This is a genomic window from Rhodoferax lithotrophicus (assembly GCF_019973615.1).
Lineage (GTDB): Bacteria > Pseudomonadota > Gammaproteobacteria > Burkholderiales > Burkholderiaceae_C > Rhodoferax > Rhodoferax lithotrophicus.
Map to the genome: position 1 here is coordinate 4,745,809 of NZ_AP024238.1, position 19,971 is coordinate 4,765,779.

Genomic DNA, 19,971 nt, shown 5'->3' on the forward strand with positions numbered 1-19,971 from the left:
TGTGTGCATGAAAGGTCTTTATGTCTATTTCAATCGCCCAATCGCGCCAACAACTGTCGTCCTTGATTGCACTCGCGCAGCAGCAGCCCCAATTTATTACCAACCGTAACAAGCCGGTGGCAGTACTGGTTTCGACCGACTACTTTGCGAGCCACCAAGCCGCTGCGCGCACCGATGCGCAGAGCTTGTTCGACCGTGTGCAGGGCTTGCGAGAAAAATTTGCACCGCAAGACGATACCGGGCTTGACGCAGCAACGTCTTCGCCACGGCAAACGGCATGGCAGCGTGGCAATGCTTTTTCTGACACTCTCCAAAACTGACTCCTCATGAGCGCCACCATCGTTCTTGCGGACACAAATGTCATCAGCGAATTCGTCAAAAAAACACCCGACCCGCGCGTGATGCAGTGGTTGCAGTCGGTGGAGTTGATGGCAATTTCGACCATCACTTTGGAAGAGGCGCACTTTGGCCTGGCTTGGCAGCCCAACACCCGCAAATTGACCTTGTTCAATGCGCTGGTCGAGCAACTGCATGCGGTTTACCCCATCACGCCAAGCATCGCGCAGCGCGCTGGCGCAATGCGTGGGCAGTTTCAGGCCCAAGGCATTGTTCGCAGTGCACCCGACATGCTGATCGCCGCCACGGCCATAGAGCACCAACTGGTGCTGGCTACACGCAATGTGCGCGACTTTATGGGCTGCGGCGTACAAGTGGTGAACCCGTTTGACGAATAACAAGCCGACCAAGCCTCAGCAAATCCGTGGCAACTGCTCGCCACTGAGCCAGTCCACCACACGGCGGCCGCCAAAACGGGTGTTCATTTGCACAAAGCCGTTGCTGTCTTGAGTCACCGTGCCAATGCGCTGTGCGCCCTGCCCGAGCGGGTGCGCCCGCATGGCGGCCAGCAGGGTGTCGGCCACCTCGGGGACGCAGATGGCGATGAGCTTGCCTTCATTGGCCACGTAGAGCGGGTCCAGCCCCAGCAGCTCACAGGCGGCTTCGACCTGGGGCAACACCGGAATGGCGGCTTCCTCCAGCAGCATGCCCACGCCGGATTGCTGGGCAATTTCATTCAGCGTGGTGGCCAGGCCGCCACGGGTGGGGTCGCGCAGCACATGCAGCGTGTGCGGGTCAGGCAAAGCCTGCAACATGGCTTGCACCAGCGTGTGCAGGGCGGCAGTGTCGGATTGAATGGCGGTGTCAAACTCCAGCGACTCGCGCTGCGACATCACCGCCACGCCGTGTTCACCCAGCGTGCCGGAGACCAGAATCACGTCGCCCTCTCTGGCCTGGCGGCCATCAATACACAAGCCAAGGGGGGCCACACCAACCCCGGTGGTGCTGATGAAGACACCGTCGCCCTTGCCTTTTTCCACCACCTTGGTGTCGCCGGTGACGATGGGCACCCCGGCCTGCCGTGCGGCAGCAGCCATGGATTCGACGATGCGCTTCAGGTCAGCCAGGGCAAAGCCCTCTTCGATGATGAAGCTGGCCGACAAGTAGAGCGGCTTGGCCCCTGACATGGCCACGTCGTTGACCGTGCCGTGGACGGAGAGGCAACCAATGTCGCCGCCCGGAAAAAACAGCGGCGAGATCACATGCCCGTCGGTAGCCATTACCAGCCGCCCCTCGGACGGCAAGGGCAGCAAAGCCCCGTCGTGCCCCTGGCGCAGGTACTCGTTGTCAAAGGCGCGGGCAAACAGCTCGTCAATCAACTGGGCCGATGCGCGGCCACCGGCCCCATGGGTCATGTCGATGTGGCCGTGTTTGAAGTCCACCGGGCGCAGATAGTTCTTCTTCGTTGTCATGCGGAAACCACCTTCATGTCTTTGAACCGGCCATAGGAGTAGTGGGCGGCGCAGGCCCCTTCGTTGGACACCATACACGAGCCCATCGGGCTCTCGGGCGTGCACACTGTGCCAAACAGCTTGCAGTCGGCCGGGCGCTTGACCCCGCGCAAAATCGCGCCACATTCACACTGCTTGTGGTCGGGCACGCTGGCGTAATGCAGGTCAAACTTGCGTTCGGCATCCCAGGCGGCGAAGGCCGGGCGAATTTTCAGGGCGCTGTAGGGCACTTCACCCAGGCCACGCCACTCAAAGCTCTCGCGCAATTCAAACACCTGGGACACCAGTTTTTGCGCCGCCAGATTGCCCTCAGGCGTGACGGCTCTGGAAAACTCGTTCTCCACCTCCGCACGCCCGGCATTCACCTGGCGCACCAGCATCAAAATGCCCTGCATCACATCCAGCGGCTCAAACCCGGTGATGACCACCGGCTTGCGGTATTCCTGGGCAAAGTGCTCGTAGGGCTGCGACCCAATCACGATGCTGACATGGGCCGGGCCAATAAAGCCATCAATCGGCACCGTGCCCAACTGGCGCACCTCGGCAGACTCCAGAATATGCGTGATGGCCGAGGGGGTCAGCACATGGCAGCTCAGCACGCTGAAGTTGCCCACACCCCGCGCTGCCGCATCACGCAGCACCAGCGCGGTGGGCGGCGTGGTGGTCTCAAAACCAATGGCAAAAAACACCACCTCGCGGTCGGGATGCTGCTCGGCCAGCTTGAGCGCATCACCCGCCGAATACACCATGCGAATGTCAGCCCCCCGCGCCTTGGCCTTGATCAACGACAAGCTATCCGAGGCTGGCACACGCATGGTGTCGCCATAGGTGCACAAGATCACGCCACGATCCAGCGCCAGCGAAATAGCCAAATCGACCCGGCCAATCGGCAACACGCACACCGGGCAGCCCGGCCCGTGGATCATGCGCACGCTGGGCGGCAGCATGTCGGTAATGCCGTAGCGCGAGATGGCATGCGTGTGGCCGCCGCAAAACTCCATAAAGTTGTAGCTGGTGCCGGGCCGCACTTCGGCGGCAATGTTGGCGGCAATGTGGCGAGCCTGCTCGCCGTCGCGGAATTCGTCAATGTATTTCATAGCACCTCGCGCATGTTTTGTAAGGGCTGCAAGGCGTTTTGAGCCTCAGAAAGCTCGGCAAACAGCGCCAGCGTGCGCTGCGCCTCTTCGGGGTCGATCTTGCCGATGGCGTAACCGACGTGAATGATCACGTAGTCATCGACCTGGGCATCGTCGACCAGGTCAATCGACACCTCTTTGCGCACGCCGCCTAGGTCGACGATGGCGCGGAGGTTGGGTAACAGTTCCACCACACGGGCGGGAAGGGCTAGACACATGTTGGCTCCTTTTATTGCTATTGAATGAGTAGCTGCTTGAGCTTGTTTTATAAGGGCTAGATGGGTATTTATGGATGAATTGGCAGGTGTGGAGCTTTGAGCGGAGACTCAATATTTCTGAGAGGCACACGGAGGGCAAAATGCTGGGGTGCGACGTGGCTTTATCGCGGCGCGCCCCTTGGAATGAAGGCCTAATGCGCGCGCCATTTGGAACCAAACTCAAATTGGCAGTACGGATCAATATCGCCGCGAACAAGAAGCGCTCTAAGCCCCACCAAGGCTTCAGCGTAGAGACGTGCAAAAAAACCAACAGGAAAGACAAGCTGCCACGTGTCGCCGATCATGCTGTGATAGTAGGGTTGATCCTTATCAGAGGACATCTCGATACCGTATCCTGGTTCACGAAACTCATGAACAAGATTGTTACGGTAGGTATAGAACAGCTCCGCATATCGGCAAGATAAAAGAACACATTTCTCAAGAGGCTGAGCAACTGGCATCAACTCTGGCAGAAGTGGTGAATTGTTGAGGCGCAACACTTCACCGGGTGCCCAATGTTCCAATCGAGTTTTCGCTTCTGCATAGAGAAAACCAGATATAAGACCCTTCTCTTCGAGAGCAAGGCATAGTTGTGGAAGACTCACACGATCTCGATCCGTCCAGTTCGTTAGCTCATCGATCAAACGCAGACTTTTCGCTCGATGCTGGCCGACCTTACCAAAGGCTGCTCGTGCGATCGGGTCAAGCGCCGTGGCATAGATGACCTTGCGATAAAGATTTGGTTGAACCTGTGAAATCAGGGCCTTCTGATCTTGGAAATATTCAACAAACTGTTCAATTGCGTCGATATGTGAGCACATGACAAAGGCCTAACGTGATGCAGCCGAGCGCCTTTACCGGCCAACCCAAGCTAGACAAGCAAATAAACTGTAAGGCAAAGTACTCATTTGCCACACATGAAGCAACTGCAGCGAAGTTGTGTTTTAAATTTCATCATTTGCTACCAATTAAATAGCTGTTTGTGCATATTTCACATGCTCTACAGCCATATTTTCTTGTTGTTCTGTGCCAAGCCCCATCACCAGCACATGCCCAGCCACCCAAGCCTGCCCCAGCGCCAGACCGGCATCGCCGCATGACAGCTTTTGGGCTGGCAGCGCATTCAGGCTCGCATGGGACAGTTGCGCCACGATGCGCTGCGTCAGGATTCGGTTAAAGAAACACCCACCCCCCAAAGCCACATCCCGCAGTTGATGAATCTGCGCCTGGGCGATGGTGTGGGCGCACAGGGCATCGGCCAGGGTCAGGTGGAAGCGGGCGGCGGCTTCATCGACTGCGGCCGGGTTGGTGATATCCACATCAATCAATGTGGAGAGCAACAGGGGGCGCAAGTCGATTTGGCCGCTGGGTGTTACAGCCCAGTCGCTGGCACGGACTTGCAGTGTGTGGGCTTGCAGGTATCGTGCTGCAGCCTGTTCCAGGGCAATGGCGGCCTGGGCTTCAAATTCCTGACGCACCGACAGGCCCAGCAGGCCCGCCGCCGCATCAAACCAGCGCCCGGCGGCGGTCGTCTGTGGGCAGTTCAGGCCGCGTTGCAACATGGTCTGGAGGGTACGCGCTGCCTGAGCACCAACCACCGGACTCAGGCGGTGCTCAATCTGTGCCGTCAGTCCACAAGCCTGCAACGCGGCGGCGGCCATGCGCCAGGGTTCACGGGCGGCCACGTCGCCTCCGGGCAGGGCCAGCGGCAACAAGTGGCCGACGCGCTCAAAGTGTGCGCCGTCCACCCGCAACACTTCGCCACCCCAGGCTGTGCCGTCCGTCCCCAGGCCGACCCCATCCAGCGCCAGGCCCAGCACCGGTTGAGTCCATCCGCGCTCAGCCAGGATGGCGGCGATATGAGCGTGGTGGTGTTGCACGGCCACGGCGGGCACATGGTGTTCCTGCACCAGGCGCAGCGCCAGGTGGGTGCTGAAAAAGTCGGGGTGCAGGTCGTGGGCCACGGCATCGATGCGGTCACCAGCCTGCGCCAGCAGCGACTGCACCGATTGCTCCAGCGTCACGCAGGCGGCGGGGTCGGACAGGTCACCATGCACGGCTGACCACAGTGGCGTGTCTGGCGCTTGGGTGTCCAACAGACAGGCGGCGTTTTTCAGGAACGCGCCGCAGGCCAGGATGCGGGCCATGGTTTAGGCGGACGCTGCCCGCAGTTGTGCCAGCTCGGCTTCCAGTTGGGCAATGCGGGCTTGGCGGGCATCGGGCTGCTGAGCGTGGGCTGCGTGGGCCGGGTAGGCCAGCAGCCAGTCCAGCCAGGCGGGCATGCCTTCGCCGGTGCTGGCCGATAGCTCCAGAATGGTGATGCCGGGGTTGACGCGGCGGGCGTAGTCTTTGCAGCGGGCCAGGTCAAAGTTCAGGTGCGGCAGCAGGTCGATCTTGTTGAGGATCATCAGTTGCGCGGCGGCAAACATGTCGGGGTATTTGAGCGGTTTGTCTTCGCCCTCGGTCACCGAGAGGATGGCCACCTTGGCCTGTTCACCCAAGTCCCACAGCGCGGGGCACACCAGGTTGCCGACGTTTTCAATGAACAGCAGGGACTGGGCGTTGTGTCCATGGTCATGTGCGTGGTCGTGCGGATGGTGGTGATCGTGATGATGTCCGTCCGCATGAGCGTGCTCATGGTGGTGTTCATGCTCATGCTCATGCTCATGCTCATGCTCATGCTCATGCTCATGCTCATGTTCATGTTCGTGCGCATGGGTGTGTGTGCCCAGCTGGGCAAAGGCTTGCGCCACCATGGGCGCGTCCAGGTGGCAGCCTTTGCCGGTGTTGACTTGCACGGCGGGTGCGCCGGTGGCGCGGATGCGGTCGGCATCAAAGCTGGTTTGCTGGTCGCCTTCGATCACCGCCACGTCCCATTCGGGCGCACGCTGTTTCAGCGCTTCGATGGTGGCGCACAGCAAGGTGGTTTTGCCCGAGCCGGGGCTGGAGACCAGGTTGAGCGCCCGCACGCCGTGGGCGGCAAAGTGGGCGCGGTTTTGCTTGGCAATGGCGTTGTTGGCCCCCAACACATCTTCTTCCAGCTTGATGGTGCGGGCTTGGCTCAGGCCGGGCACCGAGACGCGGGCCGAACCGGCTCCAAAATGCAGGTCACCGGTGCTGGGGTGAACCGCTACCGAGGGGTCTGACGGGGTGGCCCCGCCGCTGCTGCAACCGCAAACAACACACATATATCTTCCTTTGTGAATGATTTGATGGGTCTGTTCAGACCACCTGCAATTCCATGACCCGCAATTCTGTCCCACTGGTGGGCTGTAATTGATAGCCGCCGCAAACCGGGCAGGCATCCAGCCGCGACTGGATGGCCACACTTTGACTGCACTGCATGCACCAGGCGGCAGCGGCGGGCTCGTCGATGTCGATGCTGGCGTGCTCCAGGCACGTGCCGGGGGCGATGGCTTGCAGCGCAAAGCGCAGCGCGGAAATGTCCACGCCGCTGAGCGCACCGGCTTCCAGCCGCAGGTGGGCCACCCGCTCAAACGGGTCGTGTTCTTGGGTTTGCTCCAGCACGCGCAAAATGCCGCCGGCCAGACTCAATTCATGCATGGGTTTCCTCCGATGGGGCTGGAGCGCTGACCTGGCAGGCCACGCAGGCATCAAAAGCTGCGGCAAGCGCCCAGGCCGATTGTGTGTCATGGGCTGGCAAGCTGCTCAAGGTCTGGGCCAAGGCCCCGTCAGGGTGAAAATTCCATTCGGTCGGGGCCAGCACCCGGTAATCTTGCACCCGCCCCAGTTCGTCCAGTTGCACCCAGTGCAGCAGCAGGCCACGCGCCATTTCACACCAGGCAATGGCTTGCCCCTCACCAAGGTACTGTGCGCCGCTGGCCAACAGCGGGGGCAGGTGTTCGACCGGGCCAGGCGGCTGGATGGCCGCTATTTCCAGCAACTCGATCCAGCGTGCTGACAGCCGTGTCCAGGCGGTTGGTATGGCGGTGCCCGACTTGTGGCGATACCGCAGGCGTGTCCACGGGCCGGTTTCGGCGCACTGGCCCAACCAGGTGGGGTACTGCACAAAATGGGCGCTGCCAAGCATCGCTTGGGCCATGTCGTTCATGGCGGTGAACTGCTGAGCCGGGTTGGCATCCAGCACATCCAGAGGGCGTGTGGCGGGCACCAGCTCGCGGGCCATGGCATACCAGGTGTGTAATGTTTTTGCGGGGAATAAGTTCGCGGCATGAACCCGACACCACAGGCCAAGTGCCTCCGGCTCGTGGTGGTGAGTAAACCAACGGTCAAGTGGTTCACCCAGCAGGTGGTCTTCAAGCCAATGCCGCAATTGTCCGAGTGCATCCCATGCCTGTTTTTCCTGGGTTTCCCGGGCTACCACACGCAGGGAGATCGGGCAGCTGCGCAACCAGTCCAGAGGTTCTGGTTCGGCTTCTCGCCCGGTTTGACGCTGGGGCCAGTCCATGGCAATGCTGCGCAAATGGTCGCGTGCGGTTTCCAGCCACAAAAATACGGGGGGCTCTATGGGCAGAGGTGTTTCCTGACGTGGGTGGGCCGCATTCAGCGCCAAACGCGCGGTACGACGGTGCGCATGGGCACACAGCGTGAACACCTGCCCCAGCGTGCGCTCTACCAACGCGCCCTGCTGCCCTCTCAGCAAGCGACCCAGGATGCCATGGCCCAGCACCGGCCGATGCCCGTGAATACTGGGGGTCATGCCTGGACACAAGGTGTAGCTGCCTGCAAGGTTCATGGTGAAAGTCATGAAGATGCAGCCGAAGCCGCCACACCACGCCCGAACAAAAATCCGCGCCGGTTGGGCAAGGTGGGTGAGGTGTTGGCCGTGGCAGGGGCCGATGCCCGCAATAACTTGAGCACCTCCGTGGCGGTGGCCACGGCGGCGGCCTGGTCGGTAAATTCAAACATGGGGGAGAACAGCGAACAGGCCTCAAAAGCGCCCAGCCCGTCTTCATGCGCACCAATGAACTCAAAGTGCTCCGTACCCACCTGGTGCCTGGCTTTTTCTCCCACCGCCAGCATGGATGTCGCGCTCAAGGGCAAGCGCACCAGGTTCATGAACCAGGGGGTGATCAGCACACCCTGCAGCACCGTGCTGTCGGCCTGTGGTGCAAAGCCGACCGCCTGCACGCGCAAGGCCAGGTTTTGCACCGGCACGTTGCGCATGTGGGTGGTGGCAATACGTGCAAACACCTGCTCCAGTGTCAGGATGCGGCTGTGTGCCAGGACACTCATGCCAGCACCAGAAACTGCTCGGCTGCGCCGTCACATTGTGGGCAGCGCCAGTGCGCAGGTAAATCGGCAAAAGACGTGCCGGGTGCTATCTGCCACTGCGGGTCGCCCTCGGCCGGGTCGTAGACCCACCAGCAGATCTTGCATTCCAGCTTGGCGTGTGCAGGCAAGCGGGAGCGGTCGCCCAGGTAGCTGCCTTCAAATTGTTGTCCATCCACGCCACTCATATACCGTCCTTCATGTGGGGCCTACGCCTGATTCACCCATTGCAAGACTTCATGCAGCCGGTCCACAGAATCCACCAGGTCCTCGGGGGCGGCGCAGGCCACTTCAGGCATATCGGTCACCTCCGCTGAATTCAGGATCACGGTGTCTTGTGAGTTGTAGTAAACCACCCGCCAGGTAGAGGGAACGCAGCAATTGGTGATGCGGCAGTTGCCGTAGCCACGCGAAAGAATAAGCACCCGGCCCGTGCCCAGTTGATGGTCAAGATAAGCAATATCCATGGGGGTCAGAGGAAGCAGGCTCAGATTAACCACGTGCGCCATCTGCCCTGGCTGCCATGTATGGCTCTTGTCCTCCAGCTCCACCAGTACGCTGGGGGCGTTCATCACTTGGGGTGGTACGGAAAGCTCTGCCGGCCGCGCTTGGTGGCTATCCATGTTGGCGGTTTTCCGCAAAACCTCGGGCACAGCACCCACCTCGATCCAGTCGATCACCTGGCCGTTGGGCTGCAGTTCAATCACACGCCACACACCGGCAAAAACAGACTCCTGGATTTGCAGCACAGGGGTGCCGTCTTCGGCCAGAACCTGGGCGCTCACATCACCCTCGCCCAGCACCTGGTTGATCAGTGCAATGTCTGCCACCGACAGGCCGGACAACATGACGCGGCCAACCTCGTGTTGGGGCGCGCCGCCTTCAGCCACCAGACGCAGGGCCCCCAGTACCTCATGCAGAAGCTGAACCGCCCCCGCATGCCGGGCAATTTCTTCCGGTTCTGGCAGCACGGGTGTGTGGTAAGTCTCCATGTCATGAGGCATGGAAAGGTAGTCCAGCGATTCATCTTCAGAATGGGTGCCCGGGCCAAGATCGGCCACCACAGGAATCGGGAAAGGTTTGATGTCGTACATGAATATCTCGCAGTCTGGCAATGTGGAGGGACAAGGGCAGTCAGTGGCAGCTTGCGCCCTGCGCCTGAATGCCGACCACCGGAATACCAATGGTGGGCGCACGGCTGGTGGGTGCGGCCAATGCCTGGGCCAGCAGGGTCAGATAGTCGCTCCAGTCATGCATGCCTGAAAGTGTGGTCACGTAATGGCCGCTCCTGAAAAACATCAGGGTCGGCCAGCGCTGGGAACCATATTTTTTTGCCAGCGCTTCCGCCGTTTCTGGCACGGCCACGGCCATGCCGAAAGGCCGCCCAACCGACGCGCTGACTTTTTGCAGCTCGGGCAGCACCACCGCTACGTCCACCGCTTCCGGGAAGCGCACCGGGTCACCGGCAAAGAGCAACACATGGTCGCCTTGCTGCGAAGTCAGCCAGGCATCAATGTTGTCAAAGTCGATCCAGGGGGCCTGGTGTTTGCTGACCAGTTGTGCCAGCAGTGGCGGGGCTTCAATGTTGGTATCCGTCATGTGGGTCTCCAGGTGTGGGGGATAGGCTGGCTTTGGGTCATCTGCTGTAGGGCCTGAACATCCATAGCGGATGGCAGCACAAAGCCAGGATCGTCGTGAAAAACTGAGGGGGCACTCTGACCAATAGCCGACGCCAGCAAATCCAGGGTGGTATTCACCTCGGCCGCGCGTTCATGTGTGATCAACTCCCGGGCATCGTCCAGAAATACCAGTAGCCATTGGCCGGGCTGGCAGTCGTCAACCAGGCTGGTTCTGACACGCCGGGTTTCACCGCGCCCGATCACCTGGGCAAAACCGGGCTCCACCGTGACGACCCGCATGGGAATACCGATACACATGTCAGAGCCCCTTGGGGATAAAGCGGTCATCACCCCTGCGGCAGGCATGCTCGGCGCTGGGACGTTCACGCTCGTAGCGCTCCAGCGTCAGCATGGCACCCGTCAGGGTGGCCTCTTCTGGCAAGGGTTTTGCACGGCGTTTGGGTTGTGCCCCCCAAGCGGTGAGCACCTCGATGCTGTGAGCCAAAGCCGGGCTCATGGCCTGCCTGACGATGGGGCGCAGGCTACCGCCATAGTCTTCCAACTCTTCAGGCTGGCAACCAATCAGCAGCACCTGCTGCGGGTAATGGCCGGTGAGCTGTGCCAGGCACAGCACTTCCTGAAAACCGGTCTGGTGCAGGCTCATCTTTTTGGCCCCCATGAATTTGGGAACTTCGTCGTTCTCAATCAGTTTCAAGGTTCCGGGTTGCAGACCGTAGTCAATCGCGTCAAAAATCAACAGCCGGGTGGCAGACTGGACGTTCTGGATCAGGTACAGGCCTTGTGTGCCGCCATCGATCAATTCCACATGGGGTGCAAACGTCCATTCACGCTGCAGGGCCTCAATACAACGCACACCGAAGCCCTCATCGGCCCACAAAACATTGCCGATGCCCAGCACCACAATGTGGTCTTCAGGCAGGGGGTGACCTGCAGAATCAGGGCTGTTGTTCATGGCCAATCGCTTCAATTCTTGAAGGTGCGGAAACCGGAGATCATGGTGCTGACAATACTTTGCCGCCCCATGATGTCTTCGCGAATCGCTGCATAGATGTGGAAAATGACAAACAGGACAATCGTCCACATGCCCAAATGATGCCAGGTGTGCACATCCTGCGACTGCCCCATCAAGGGGATCACCCAGCCAAACAACTTGTCGGCCCACGAGCCCGCCTGGGAACCTTCTCCGTACATGGCAAACCCGGTCAACACCATGAACAAGGCGGTGAACAAAAAGACAAAAAACATGGCAAAACGGGCCAACGGGTTGTGCCCCACATAGGGGCCGGGGCTTGGCCCCATGAAGGCATACCACTTGAGCATGGCCAGCATTTCATGCCAATAGGTGCGTTGCAGGATAGGCACCGAGAACAGTTCGCGTGCGTGGTGGTTGCCAGCCAGCGCCCAGTAGGTGCGCCCCAGCAAACCAACTGCAAACAGATAGGCCGCGGCAAAGTGGGCAAAACGGATATAGCCCATCAAATAGTGTGCACTGGCTTCACCGGGCATGGTGGGCAGGGGTGAGCCAATCAGATAGCCGGTGATACACAGCACGGTGATGCACAACGCATTGACCCAGTGCCAGATGCGCACAGGTGCTTCATACACATACACCGACTTGACGGATTTGCTATGGGAAAACTCGGCCTCTTCGGAAGGCAGGGCGGCGTGGACATCATTGGCGACAGGTGAAGCGCTGTGGGTGTTCATGGGATCTCCTGGTAATGGCGCAAGTGCCAAAGGTGAATCAGAGTTGGCTGAACAGGTACAGCCCGGCACCACTGCAGAGCGTGCCCAAACCAGCCATCACCCAAGTGGATTTTTCAGCAAGTACCTTGCGTACACCCAGGCCAAAGGCCACACCACCAAAATGCAGGGTGGCGGTGCTGGCCAGAAAACCCACGGCATAGGTGGCAAGCCCGCCTGCAGGTGTCTCTGCACCATGGGCCAAACCATGCAGCGCGGCAGCCAGGGCCACCAGCCCCAGACCCAAAGGCACCGGCATCTTCTGGCGGCTCAGCACCAGCATGGCCCCAAACAGCACGACGCTGAGCGAGATCATTTGCTCCAGAAACGGCACGCTCAAGCCCGCAGCCCCCAGGGCCGCGCTGATGATCAACGACAGCATAAAGGTGGCAGGACCCCACCAGGCTTTATGGGCTGGCAGGGCAGTGACAGACCAAAGCCCGACAGCCACCATGGCCAGCAGGTGATCAGCCCCCAACGGATGCGCCAGACCGTCCGCCAGACCAGAAGTGCCATGCCCGGTGTGGGCTTGGGCGAGTCCGGCAAACAGACTCAGGACGGCCAGACTGAGGCAACGCACGGTGTTTTGTGTTGACAGTTTCATGAGGTTCTCCAATCTCGAAATAAACAATGTGCAGTTCAGCGGACTTTGACCTTGGCCATCTCCTGGCCATCCGGGCTCATCACGTGGGTAGAGCAGGCCAGGCAGGGGTCAAACGAATGCAGCGTGCGCAGAATTTCCAGCGGCTGCTCGGGGTTGACCATGGGGGTGCCCAGCAGGCTGGCCTCAAAGGCACCGATCTGGCCCTTGGCATCACGCGGGCTGCCGTTCCAGGTGGTGGGAACCACACACTGGTAGTTCTCTATTCTGCCGTCCTTGATCTTGATCCAGTGGCCCAGCATGCCGCGTGGCGCAGCCACCGTGCCCACACCCTTGGCCTCTTTGGGCCAGGTGGCCGGGTCCCATTTCTCGACGTTGGCGGTGCTGCGGTCACCGGCCTTGATGTTGGCCACCAGTTCGTTGAAATCGTCGAGCATCATTTCGCCGCAATACTGGCCTTCCAGCGCACGCGCCAGGGTGCGGCCAATGGTGGTGGGCAGCAATTGTTTGGCGGTGTATTGGGTTTCCGGCAGGCCCAGTGCCTTGGGAAAGGCACTGTTGATGACTTGCGCGGCGTACTCGATCTGCTCTTTGGGGCGTTGTGCGTAGGTGTTGCCCTTGCTCGCATGGGCGTAGGCCAGGATGTAACGCGACAGCGGGCCAACCTCCATGGCGTGGCCGCGCCAGCGGGGCGACTTGATCCACGAATACTTGGCGCTCTCGTCGATGTTCTCGATGTTGGTTTTAGTGCCCTTGGTTTTATCACCGAGCTGGTAGTTGGGTTCGGTCACACCGTCCCAGGGGTGCAGACCCTTGGTGTCATCGGCATATTTGTACCAGCTGTGGGTGACAAATTCCTGCACCTGCTCCGGGTCACGCGGGTCAATCGGGTGGATTTCGTCCCAGTTGCCGTTCAGGATGACACCGCCGGGCAATTTCTGGGTCTTGGCATCCCCCATGACTTTTTCGTAGGTGCCATAGTCGCTGACGTTGGTGGCACTCAGGCCACCACCATGCAACCATCCGGCTTGTTTGTAGAGGGTGCCAATGGCCAGCACGTCAGGGATGTAAACGTTTTTGTTGAACTCGATCATTTCGTCGATCCGCGACTTGACGAAATTGAGGCGCTCCATGTTGATCGGCGCACCCGATGCACCGTCGCCATCCAGGTTGATGGCGCAGGGCACGCCACCCACCAGGTAGTTGGGGTGCGGGTTTTTTCCGCCAAAAATGGTGTGAATCTTGACCCAGTCTTTTTGCAGGTCGAGCGCTTCCAGGTAGTGCGTCACCGCCATCAGGTTGGCCTCGGCGGGCAACACATAGGCTTTGCTGCCCCAATACCCGTTGGCGAAGGGCCCTAGCTGGCCGCTTTCCACAAACTTCTTCAACCGGTTCTGAATGTCGCGGAAATAGCCGGGTGAAGACAGCGGGTGAGAGGGCGAGACGAGTTGCTGCAGCTCACTGGTCTTCTTGGGATCGGCCTTGAGCGCCGACACCACATCCACCCAGTCCAGCGCATGCAGGTGGTAGAAATGCACCGCGTGGTCGTGCACCTGCAGTGTCTTGGCCATGATCTCGCGGATCAGGTAGGCATTTTTGGGAATCGTGATGCCCAGCGCATCTTCCACGGCGCGCACGCTGGTCAGCGCGTGGCAGCCAGTGCAGACACCGCAAATACGCTCCACAAAGGCCCAGGCATCACGCGGGTCACGGCCTTTCAGAATCACCTCCAGCCCGCGCCACATGGTGCCGGTGGAGACCGCGTTGCGGATGATGTTGTCTTTGTCAACGTTGACTTCGCAGCGCATGTGACCCTCAATACGCGTCACCGGGTCGACGACGATGCGTCGGCCCGTGTTGTCCAGCTTGAAGCCCTGTGTTTCGGTTGCACCCATGGTATGTGTCCTTGTTGTGTGGTTCAGGCTTTGGTGGTGGTGTTTTTGGCAGCGGAGGCGCGGCTGATGGCAGACACCGCGGCGTGGGCCACCACGGCGGCACCCACCACGGCGGCAGCCGTGCCGCCAATCTGGTCAGCGGTGCCCTCGATGCCAAACTGGTGGATGGTGGTCAACCGGTCGTAGAACGAACCCTTGTCCCAGAAGCCGTCTTCCGAGCAGCCAATACAGCCGTGCCCGGCCTTGATCGGGAAGCTGGTGCCTTCGTTCCACATCACGGTGGAGCAGGCGTTGTAGGTGGTGGGGCCTTTGCAGCCGACCTTGTACAGGCAGTAGCCTTTGCGGGCCGATTCGTCGTCAAACGCTTCGACAAACTGGCCGGCATCAAAGTGCGGGCGGCGGTAGCACTTGTCGTGGATGCGCTGGCTGTAGAACATCTTGGGGCGGCCCTGGCGGTCCAGCTCGGGGATTTTGTCGAAGGTCAGCATGTAGGTGATCACACCGGTCATGACCTCGGCAATCGGCGGGCAGCCGGGCACCTTGATGATGGGTTTGTCGGTGATGACCTTGTGGATAGGTGTGGCCTGCGTCGGGTTCGGCTTGGCCGCTTGTACACAACCCCAGGAGGCGCAAGAACCCCAGGCGATGACGGCCTTGGCATCCTTGGCGACGCGCTTGAGTTTTTCGATGAAAGGTTTGCCCGACTGGATGCAGAACATGCCGTCTTCATTGAGCGGCGGGTTGCCTTCGACTGCCAGGATGTAGTTACCCTTGTACTTGGTCATGATCTCGTCGAGGATGGCCTCGGCCTGGTGACCGGCGGCGGCCATCAGCGTGTCGTCATAGTCGAGCGACAACATCGACAGCACCACATCCTTGGCCAGCGGGTGGGCTGAGCGGATGAAGCTCTCGGAACAACAGGTGCATTCCAGCCCATGCAGCCACAGCACCGGCGTGCGCGGCTTGGTTTCCATGGCGTGGGCAATTTGCGGCACAAAAGACGGTGCCAGCCCCAATGAGGTGGCGGTCAGCGAACAGTACTTGAGCAGGCTGCGTCGGGATATGCCTTGGCGGCGCATGACCTCATAAAACGTTTCCACAGTGAACTCTCCTCGTTGATTGATCTGGGTGACTTTGGGCTGCAAACGCAGCTGCCAACGGTCAAGGATTTACAAGTTCTGTGCCAAAAACCAGCGCATTCACGTAAACCCCTAGGACGGCACACACCCATCTGCCTCGGACCCAATGAGAACGGCGATTTGTCGGGGCCTGTTTTGCCAGCCTTCAGAAATACCCGAATCACTGAATGGACACTACATTTGCAGATTGATGCCTCAGATGGATACAGAGATGGCAGCCGGGGGCCGCATAGGCAGCCCGGACTTGCGCGGCATCCAGCGTGACCTCACTTGGCGGTCAGTTATTCAGACCTTCTCTCGTACTGCCAGTGATAGTGATGGATTGAGTCTATTGACCTAGCGCAAAAGTGTTGCAGGTTCAATTTTGAGCATCGTGAGTCAAGGCACAATTGGGCCCACAGGTGCTGAAAAAATGTTGGATCATTCGCCTAAATTCAGAGATTTGCCATGAACTCGTTGTCTCGCCGCCGTTTGCTGTTTGCAAGCGCCGCTTGTGGCTTGCTCCCTTTCGCCGGAGCTGTGGGTGCACCAGCATTACCACCGTTGAAGCTGGGCATCATGCCTTTCAACAGCACGCTGGCGTTGATCAAGACCCACCAGCCCTTGACCCAGTACCTGGAGGCCAGCTTGGGACGGCGCATCAGCGTGTTCACCTCGACCGACTACTTCACCTACATCAACGAATTACTCGACGGTCATTTTGACTTGGCCATCGCCGGGCCGCATTTTGGCATCATGGCGAAAGACCGGGGCATGGTTATCCTGGCTCGCTATCGGGCTGATTTGCAGTCGGTGTTTGTGGTGCGAGCTGACTCCCCCATCAAACATCCTGACGAATTGCGCGGCAAACGCCTGGTGTTGTCAAGCCGCATGTCGATGTCGTCCATGGGCGGCGTGAAATGGCTCCAGGAAAGTGGCCTGGAACTGGGTCGTGACTACCAGTTGTTTGAACGCAGCACGCACGGTGCAGCCATTGCCGCCGTAGCCGTGAAGGAATTCGACGCAGCCATCACCACCTACACACCACTCAAGCAGATTCCAGAAGATGTACGCGCCGCCATCCGGGTATTGCCGGTGGATATTCACGCGCCACATTTAATGACATTGGCCAACACCAAACTGGGCGCACCGATGATCGAGCGGGCGCGGCAAGCGTTGCGCAGTTTTTCGTCTTCGGTGCCTGGGCGTGAATTTTTTGCCGAAACCGGATACCAGGGTTATGTCGATGTGACGGCCGCTGATGCGACGGCACTGAAGCCTTTTGTGGCGCTCACCGTTGAGATGATGAGGCAGGGGCGGTGAAATTGCCTGGTTTTGCCCATGGCCTGCGTTTTCGGCTGTTCATTGCAAGCCTGCTGATTGAGTTGGTGATGATGGTGGTGCTGGTAGGCAACAGCCTGCGACTGATTGACTCGCACCTGATTCGCCAGACCGAGCGCCGTCTGACCGCCATTGAGCTGGCCTACAAAACTGCGGTGGCCCTGCCATTGGCTGCGCGTGATTACGCCACCCTGCGTGATGTGCTGGACGGATGGCATCAGGCTGAAGACATCACCTATCTGGTGGTGACTGACAATGAAGCCCATATCCTCGCATCGTCGGGCTGGCCACAGGGGCAAATACTGCCAGAGCCATCGAAAGACTTCCGCAACGTCGATGTCTTGCACGTCAGTTTTCCAGTCGATGTGCTGGGTCAATACTACGGCGTTGTGCATTACGGCTTGTCGATGGCCTTCCTGAAAACTGCGCGCCAAGACTTGATGCTGCAAGGCACATTGATCGCTTCGGTAGAGCTGCTGTTGAGCTTTTTGGTACTTTACGCCGTGGGTTTCTGGCTGACCCGTCATCTGGCGCACCTGACCGAAGCCAGCAGCCGCATTGCCGCTGGCAGCTACCAGATCCGCCTGCCTTATGCGTCCAGTGATGAGGTTGGGCAACTCACGCAAAACTTCAATCGAATGGCCGAAGCGGTTGAATCGCGCGTGACCGAACTTGCCAAGTTGCTGGCGCAGCAAAAAAACATCCTGCAAGCCTTGGGTGAAGGCATTTACGCCCAGGACAAAGAAGGCCGCTGTATTTTCATCAACCCTGCTGCCCTGGCCATGCTGGGCTACGCCGAGGCCGAGGCCATTGGTGTTGACACCCATGCGCTGTTTCACCATAGTCACGCAGACGGTTCGGTTTTTCCCAAATCAGACTGCCCGGCGTTCCACACCTGCCATGATGGACAAACGCGCAGCACTGAAGACTGGTTCTGGCACAGAAAGGGCTATTGTTTCCCAGTGGCCATCATCATCACGCCGATGATGATTGAGGGCGAAATCCAGGGCTCTCTGGTAGCTTTCAGGGACATTTCAGAGAGTCGTCAGGCAGCCCTGGCACTCAAAGAAAGCCATGACCGGCTCACCACCTTTATCAATGCCTTGCCCGACATTGTGGTCATCAAAGACGGCCAGAACCGCTGGCAGCTCATCAATAATGCGGCATGTGAAGCACTCAAGCTGGATGGTTTTGACTGGCAAGGCAAAGACAATACCGAGCTGGCGCAGCTTCGGCCGGAGTTTCAAAAGTTTCACCAGGAGGCTCTTGTCACCGACGAGCTGGCTTGGAAAAACAGGGCGATCACGCTGAGCACCGAACATATTTTTGCTGAAGGTGACACGCTTCGCATCAGCGAAGTCCGGAAAATGCCCGTGTTTTCCGGCGATGGCAAACGTTTGGCCCTGATGGTGATTGCGCGCGACATTACCGAACGGGTACAAACCGAGAGCCAGTTGAGAAAGCTCTCACTGGCAGTTGAGCAAAGCCCGGAAAACATCGTCATCACGGATCTGGCTGGTCATATCGAATACGTCAACGCTGCGTTTGTATCAAACACCGGGTACTCGCGTGAAGAGCTGATGGGGCAGACTTCAAGGGTCATCAAGTCCGGCAAGACACCGACGGATACCTACGCAGCGCTGTGGTCGGCCATCAAAGTGGGAGACATCTGGCGCGGCGAATTTATCAACCGGCGCAAAGATGGCACTGAATATCTGGAGTCGGCCACCATCGCCCCGGTGCGCGAAGGCAGTGGGCAGATCAGCAACTATCTGGCCATCAAGCAAGACATCACCGAGCAGCGACGCAACCAGGCACAAATTTACAGGCTGGCCTACCATGACACGCTGACCAGTCTGCCCAATCGGGCCAAACTGCTGGAGCGCCTTGAGCTGGCGCTGACATTTGCCAAGCGCCAGTCCGTGGAAAACGCGCTCATTCTGTTCAATCTGGACCGCTTCAAGAACATCAACGATGCACGTGGCCACCGCATGGGTGACCTGCTGCTGATCGCGGTCGGGGAGCGCTTGGGTCGCTATTTGCGAGAAGGTGACATCTTGGCGCGGGTGGCTGCTGATGAGTTCGCTTGTTTGCTGCTGACCACGCAATCCTGCGATGACTCTGCCAGCCGCCATGCGATGGCTGTGGCCGAAGATATCCGTACCGCGCTTCGTCAACCATTTGACTTTGGCGGCGAAGATGCGCAGGTCAGCGCCAGTCTTGGCATCACCCTTTTTCCTCAAAATGCGGAGGACACTCCGCAAGAAGTGTTGCGACGCGCCGACACGGCCCTGCATCGGGCCAAAGATGCGGGCGGCAACCAGTGTGCTTTTTTTGATATTGGCATGGGCGAGTTGACACAACAGCGCTTTCTCACCGAGCATGAACTGCGAATTGGCATTCCGGCGGGTGAACTGCGATTGTTCGTTCAACCGCAAGTCAACGCGGCCGGTACGCTGGTGAGCTGCGAAGCACTGGTGCGCTGGCAGCATCCAAGGCGGGGTCTGCTGCCACCCGGGGTGTTCATTCCGGTGGCCGAAGAGTCCGATCTGATCATTGAGCTGGAACACTGGGTCACGCGTGAGGCCTGCCGCCTGTTGGCGCAGGAAGAAATGGCAGGCAACCCGCTGCACATGTCGATCAACATCAGCCCGCGCCATTTCCGCCAGTCCGGGTTTTGCGACTGGTTGATAGACCTTCTACAGCAAGAAGGCAACGACCCGGCTTACCTGACGCTGGAGATCACAGAGGGCATGGTGATCGACAACATTGACGAGCTGGTTGCCAAGATGAACCGGCTGTCTAAACTTGGCATTCACTTCTCGATTGATGACTTTGGCACCGGCTACTCGTCATTGGCTTACCTGAAGCGACTACCCATTGATGAGCTGAAAATCGACAAAACCTTTGTGCAGGATGCGCCAACCGACCCGGATGATGGTGCACTGGTGGAAACCATTCTGTCGATTGCCCATCACCTGCATCTGAAAGTGGTGGCAGAAGGTGTTGAGACTCCTGAGCAAGCCATGTTTCTCAACAGCCGCGCTGACGTGATTCACCAGGGCTATCTCTTTGGCCGCCCAGAACCAGCCGATATCTTTCTGGCCCGGCGGTGGCAGACCTTAAGCTAACTCGCTGGC

At 59.2% G+C, this 19,971-nt stretch carries 22 protein-coding genes; 4 read left to right on the forward strand and 18 right to left on the reverse strand.

Annotated elements, in window-relative coordinates; all coding sequences use genetic code 11:
* Positions 1-20 precede the first annotated feature (20 nt).
* Together LDN84_RS21925 and LDN84_RS21930 are read left to right on the forward strand one after the other, a co-directional pair.
* Positions 21-320, forward strand: coding sequence for a type II toxin-antitoxin system Phd/YefM family antitoxin (locus LDN84_RS21925; RefSeq protein ID WP_223905961.1), 300 nt, complete (start codon positions 21-23; stop codon positions 318-320).
* A 6-nt stretch (positions 321-326) separates the two neighbouring features.
* Positions 327-734 (forward strand): type II toxin-antitoxin system VapC family toxin, encoded by a 408-nt coding sequence (locus LDN84_RS21930; RefSeq protein WP_223905963.1) that lies wholly within the window; start codon positions 327-329, stop codon positions 732-734.
* A 15-nt stretch (positions 735-749) separates the two neighbouring features.
* Here the strand turns inward: LDN84_RS21930 and hypE are convergent, their stop codons facing one another.
* The 18 genes from hypE to LDN84_RS22020 all read right to left on the reverse strand — a co-directional run bounded on the left by hypE (position 750) and on the right by LDN84_RS22020 (position 15,472).
* Entirely contained in the window at positions 750-1,808 is a 1,059-nt protein-coding gene (gene hypE / locus LDN84_RS21935; protein ID WP_223905965.1) for a hydrogenase expression/formation protein HypE, read from the reverse strand.
* Entirely contained in the window at positions 1,805-2,944 is a 1,140-nt protein-coding gene (gene hypD, locus LDN84_RS21940; RefSeq protein WP_223905967.1) for a hydrogenase formation protein HypD, read from the reverse strand. Before hypD ends, hypE begins: the two co-directional genes overlap by 4 nt.
* On the reverse strand, positions 2,941-3,201 hold the full coding sequence (locus tag LDN84_RS21945; protein ID WP_223905969.1) for a HypC/HybG/HupF family hydrogenase formation chaperone: 261 nt from the start codon (positions 3,199-3,201) through the stop codon (positions 2,941-2,943). Before LDN84_RS21945 ends, hypD begins: the two co-directional genes overlap by 4 nt.
* 191 nt (positions 3,202-3,392) lie before the next feature.
* The gene (locus tag LDN84_RS21950; protein WP_223905971.1) at positions 3,393-4,061 is read right to left on the reverse strand and encodes a hypothetical protein; all 669 of its coding nucleotides are present in this window, start codon (positions 4,059-4,061) and stop codon (positions 3,393-3,395) included.
* Positions 4,062-4,208: 147 nt separating this feature from the next.
* A complete protein-coding gene (locus LDN84_RS21955) occupies positions 4,209-5,387 on the reverse strand; it encodes a Kae1-like domain-containing protein (protein ID WP_223905973.1) in 1,179 nt (392 codons plus the stop codon).
* A 3-nt stretch (positions 5,388-5,390) separates the two neighbouring features.
* Positions 5,391-6,428: a hydrogenase nickel incorporation protein HypB gene (hypB, locus tag LDN84_RS21960; RefSeq protein WP_223905975.1), complete on the reverse strand. Its 1,038-nt coding sequence runs from the start codon at positions 6,426-6,428 to the stop codon at positions 5,391-5,393.
* A gap of 34 nt (positions 6,429-6,462) precedes the next feature.
* Entirely contained in the window at positions 6,463-6,804 is a 342-nt protein-coding gene (locus LDN84_RS21965; protein WP_223905978.1) for a hydrogenase maturation nickel metallochaperone HypA/HybF, read from the reverse strand.
* On the reverse strand, positions 6,797-7,957 hold the full coding sequence (locus LDN84_RS21970) for a nickel-dependent hydrogenase large subunit (RefSeq protein ID WP_223905980.1): 1,161 nt from the start codon (positions 7,955-7,957) through the stop codon (positions 6,797-6,799). The genes LDN84_RS21965 and LDN84_RS21970 overlap by 8 nt, the downstream gene beginning before the upstream one ends.
* A gap of 8 nt (positions 7,958-7,965) precedes the next feature.
* Complete coding sequence (gene hybE / locus LDN84_RS21975; RefSeq protein ID WP_223905983.1) at positions 7,966-8,457, reverse strand: [NiFe]-hydrogenase assembly chaperone HybE; 492 nt, start codon at positions 8,455-8,457, stop codon at positions 7,966-7,968.
* Entirely contained in the window at positions 8,454-8,681 is a 228-nt protein-coding gene (locus LDN84_RS21980; RefSeq protein WP_223905986.1) for a rubredoxin, read from the reverse strand. Before LDN84_RS21980 ends, hybE begins: the two co-directional genes overlap by 4 nt.
* A 21-nt stretch (positions 8,682-8,702) precedes the next feature.
* Positions 8,703-9,587 (reverse strand): hydrogenase expression/formation protein, encoded by an 885-nt coding sequence (locus LDN84_RS21985; protein ID WP_317134811.1) that lies wholly within the window; start codon positions 9,585-9,587, stop codon positions 8,703-8,705.
* Between the two features lie 40 nt (positions 9,588-9,627).
* A complete protein-coding gene (locus LDN84_RS21990) occupies positions 9,628-10,092 on the reverse strand; it encodes a thioredoxin domain-containing protein (RefSeq protein ID WP_223905989.1) in 465 nt (154 codons plus the stop codon).
* Complete coding sequence (locus LDN84_RS21995; RefSeq protein WP_223905992.1) at positions 10,089-10,430, reverse strand: HypC/HybG/HupF family hydrogenase formation chaperone; 342 nt, start codon at positions 10,428-10,430, stop codon at positions 10,089-10,091. Before LDN84_RS21995 ends, LDN84_RS21990 begins: the two co-directional genes overlap by 4 nt.
* Before the next feature lies 1 nt (position 10,431).
* Entirely contained in the window at positions 10,432-11,085 is a 654-nt protein-coding gene (locus LDN84_RS22000; RefSeq protein ID WP_223905995.1) for a hydrogenase maturation protease HybD family protein, read from the reverse strand.
* Between the two features lie 11 nt (positions 11,086-11,096).
* On the reverse strand, positions 11,097-11,840 hold the full coding sequence (cybH, locus tag LDN84_RS22005) for a Ni/Fe-hydrogenase, b-type cytochrome subunit (RefSeq protein ID WP_223905997.1): 744 nt from the start codon (positions 11,838-11,840) through the stop codon (positions 11,097-11,099).
* A gap of 37 nt (positions 11,841-11,877) precedes the next feature.
* Positions 11,878-12,480, reverse strand: coding sequence for a HupE/UreJ family protein (locus LDN84_RS22010; protein WP_223905999.1), 603 nt, complete (start codon positions 12,478-12,480; stop codon positions 11,878-11,880).
* Between the two features lie 35 nt (positions 12,481-12,515).
* Positions 12,516-14,372: a nickel-dependent hydrogenase large subunit gene (locus tag LDN84_RS22015; protein ID WP_223906001.1), complete on the reverse strand. Its 1,857-nt coding sequence runs from the start codon at positions 14,370-14,372 to the stop codon at positions 12,516-12,518.
* Positions 14,373-14,395: 23 nt separating this feature from the next.
* Positions 14,396-15,472, reverse strand: a complete 1,077-nt coding sequence (locus LDN84_RS22020) for a hydrogenase small subunit (RefSeq protein WP_223906003.1) — start codon at positions 15,470-15,472, stop codon at positions 14,396-14,398.
* A 486-nt stretch (positions 15,473-15,958) separates the two neighbouring features.
* Between LDN84_RS22020 and LDN84_RS22025 the strand changes: the two genes are divergently transcribed.
* Both LDN84_RS22025 and LDN84_RS22030 read left to right on the forward strand, forming a co-directional pair.
* The gene (locus LDN84_RS22025) at positions 15,959-16,813 is read left to right on the forward strand and encodes a phosphate/phosphite/phosphonate ABC transporter substrate-binding protein (RefSeq protein ID WP_223906005.1); all 855 of its coding nucleotides are present in this window, start codon (positions 15,959-15,961) and stop codon (positions 16,811-16,813) included.
* Entirely contained in the window at positions 16,810-19,962 is a 3,153-nt protein-coding gene (locus LDN84_RS22030; protein ID WP_223906007.1) for an EAL domain-containing protein, read from the forward strand. Before LDN84_RS22025 ends, LDN84_RS22030 begins: the two co-directional genes overlap by 4 nt.
* Positions 19,963-19,971 lie beyond the last annotated feature (9 nt).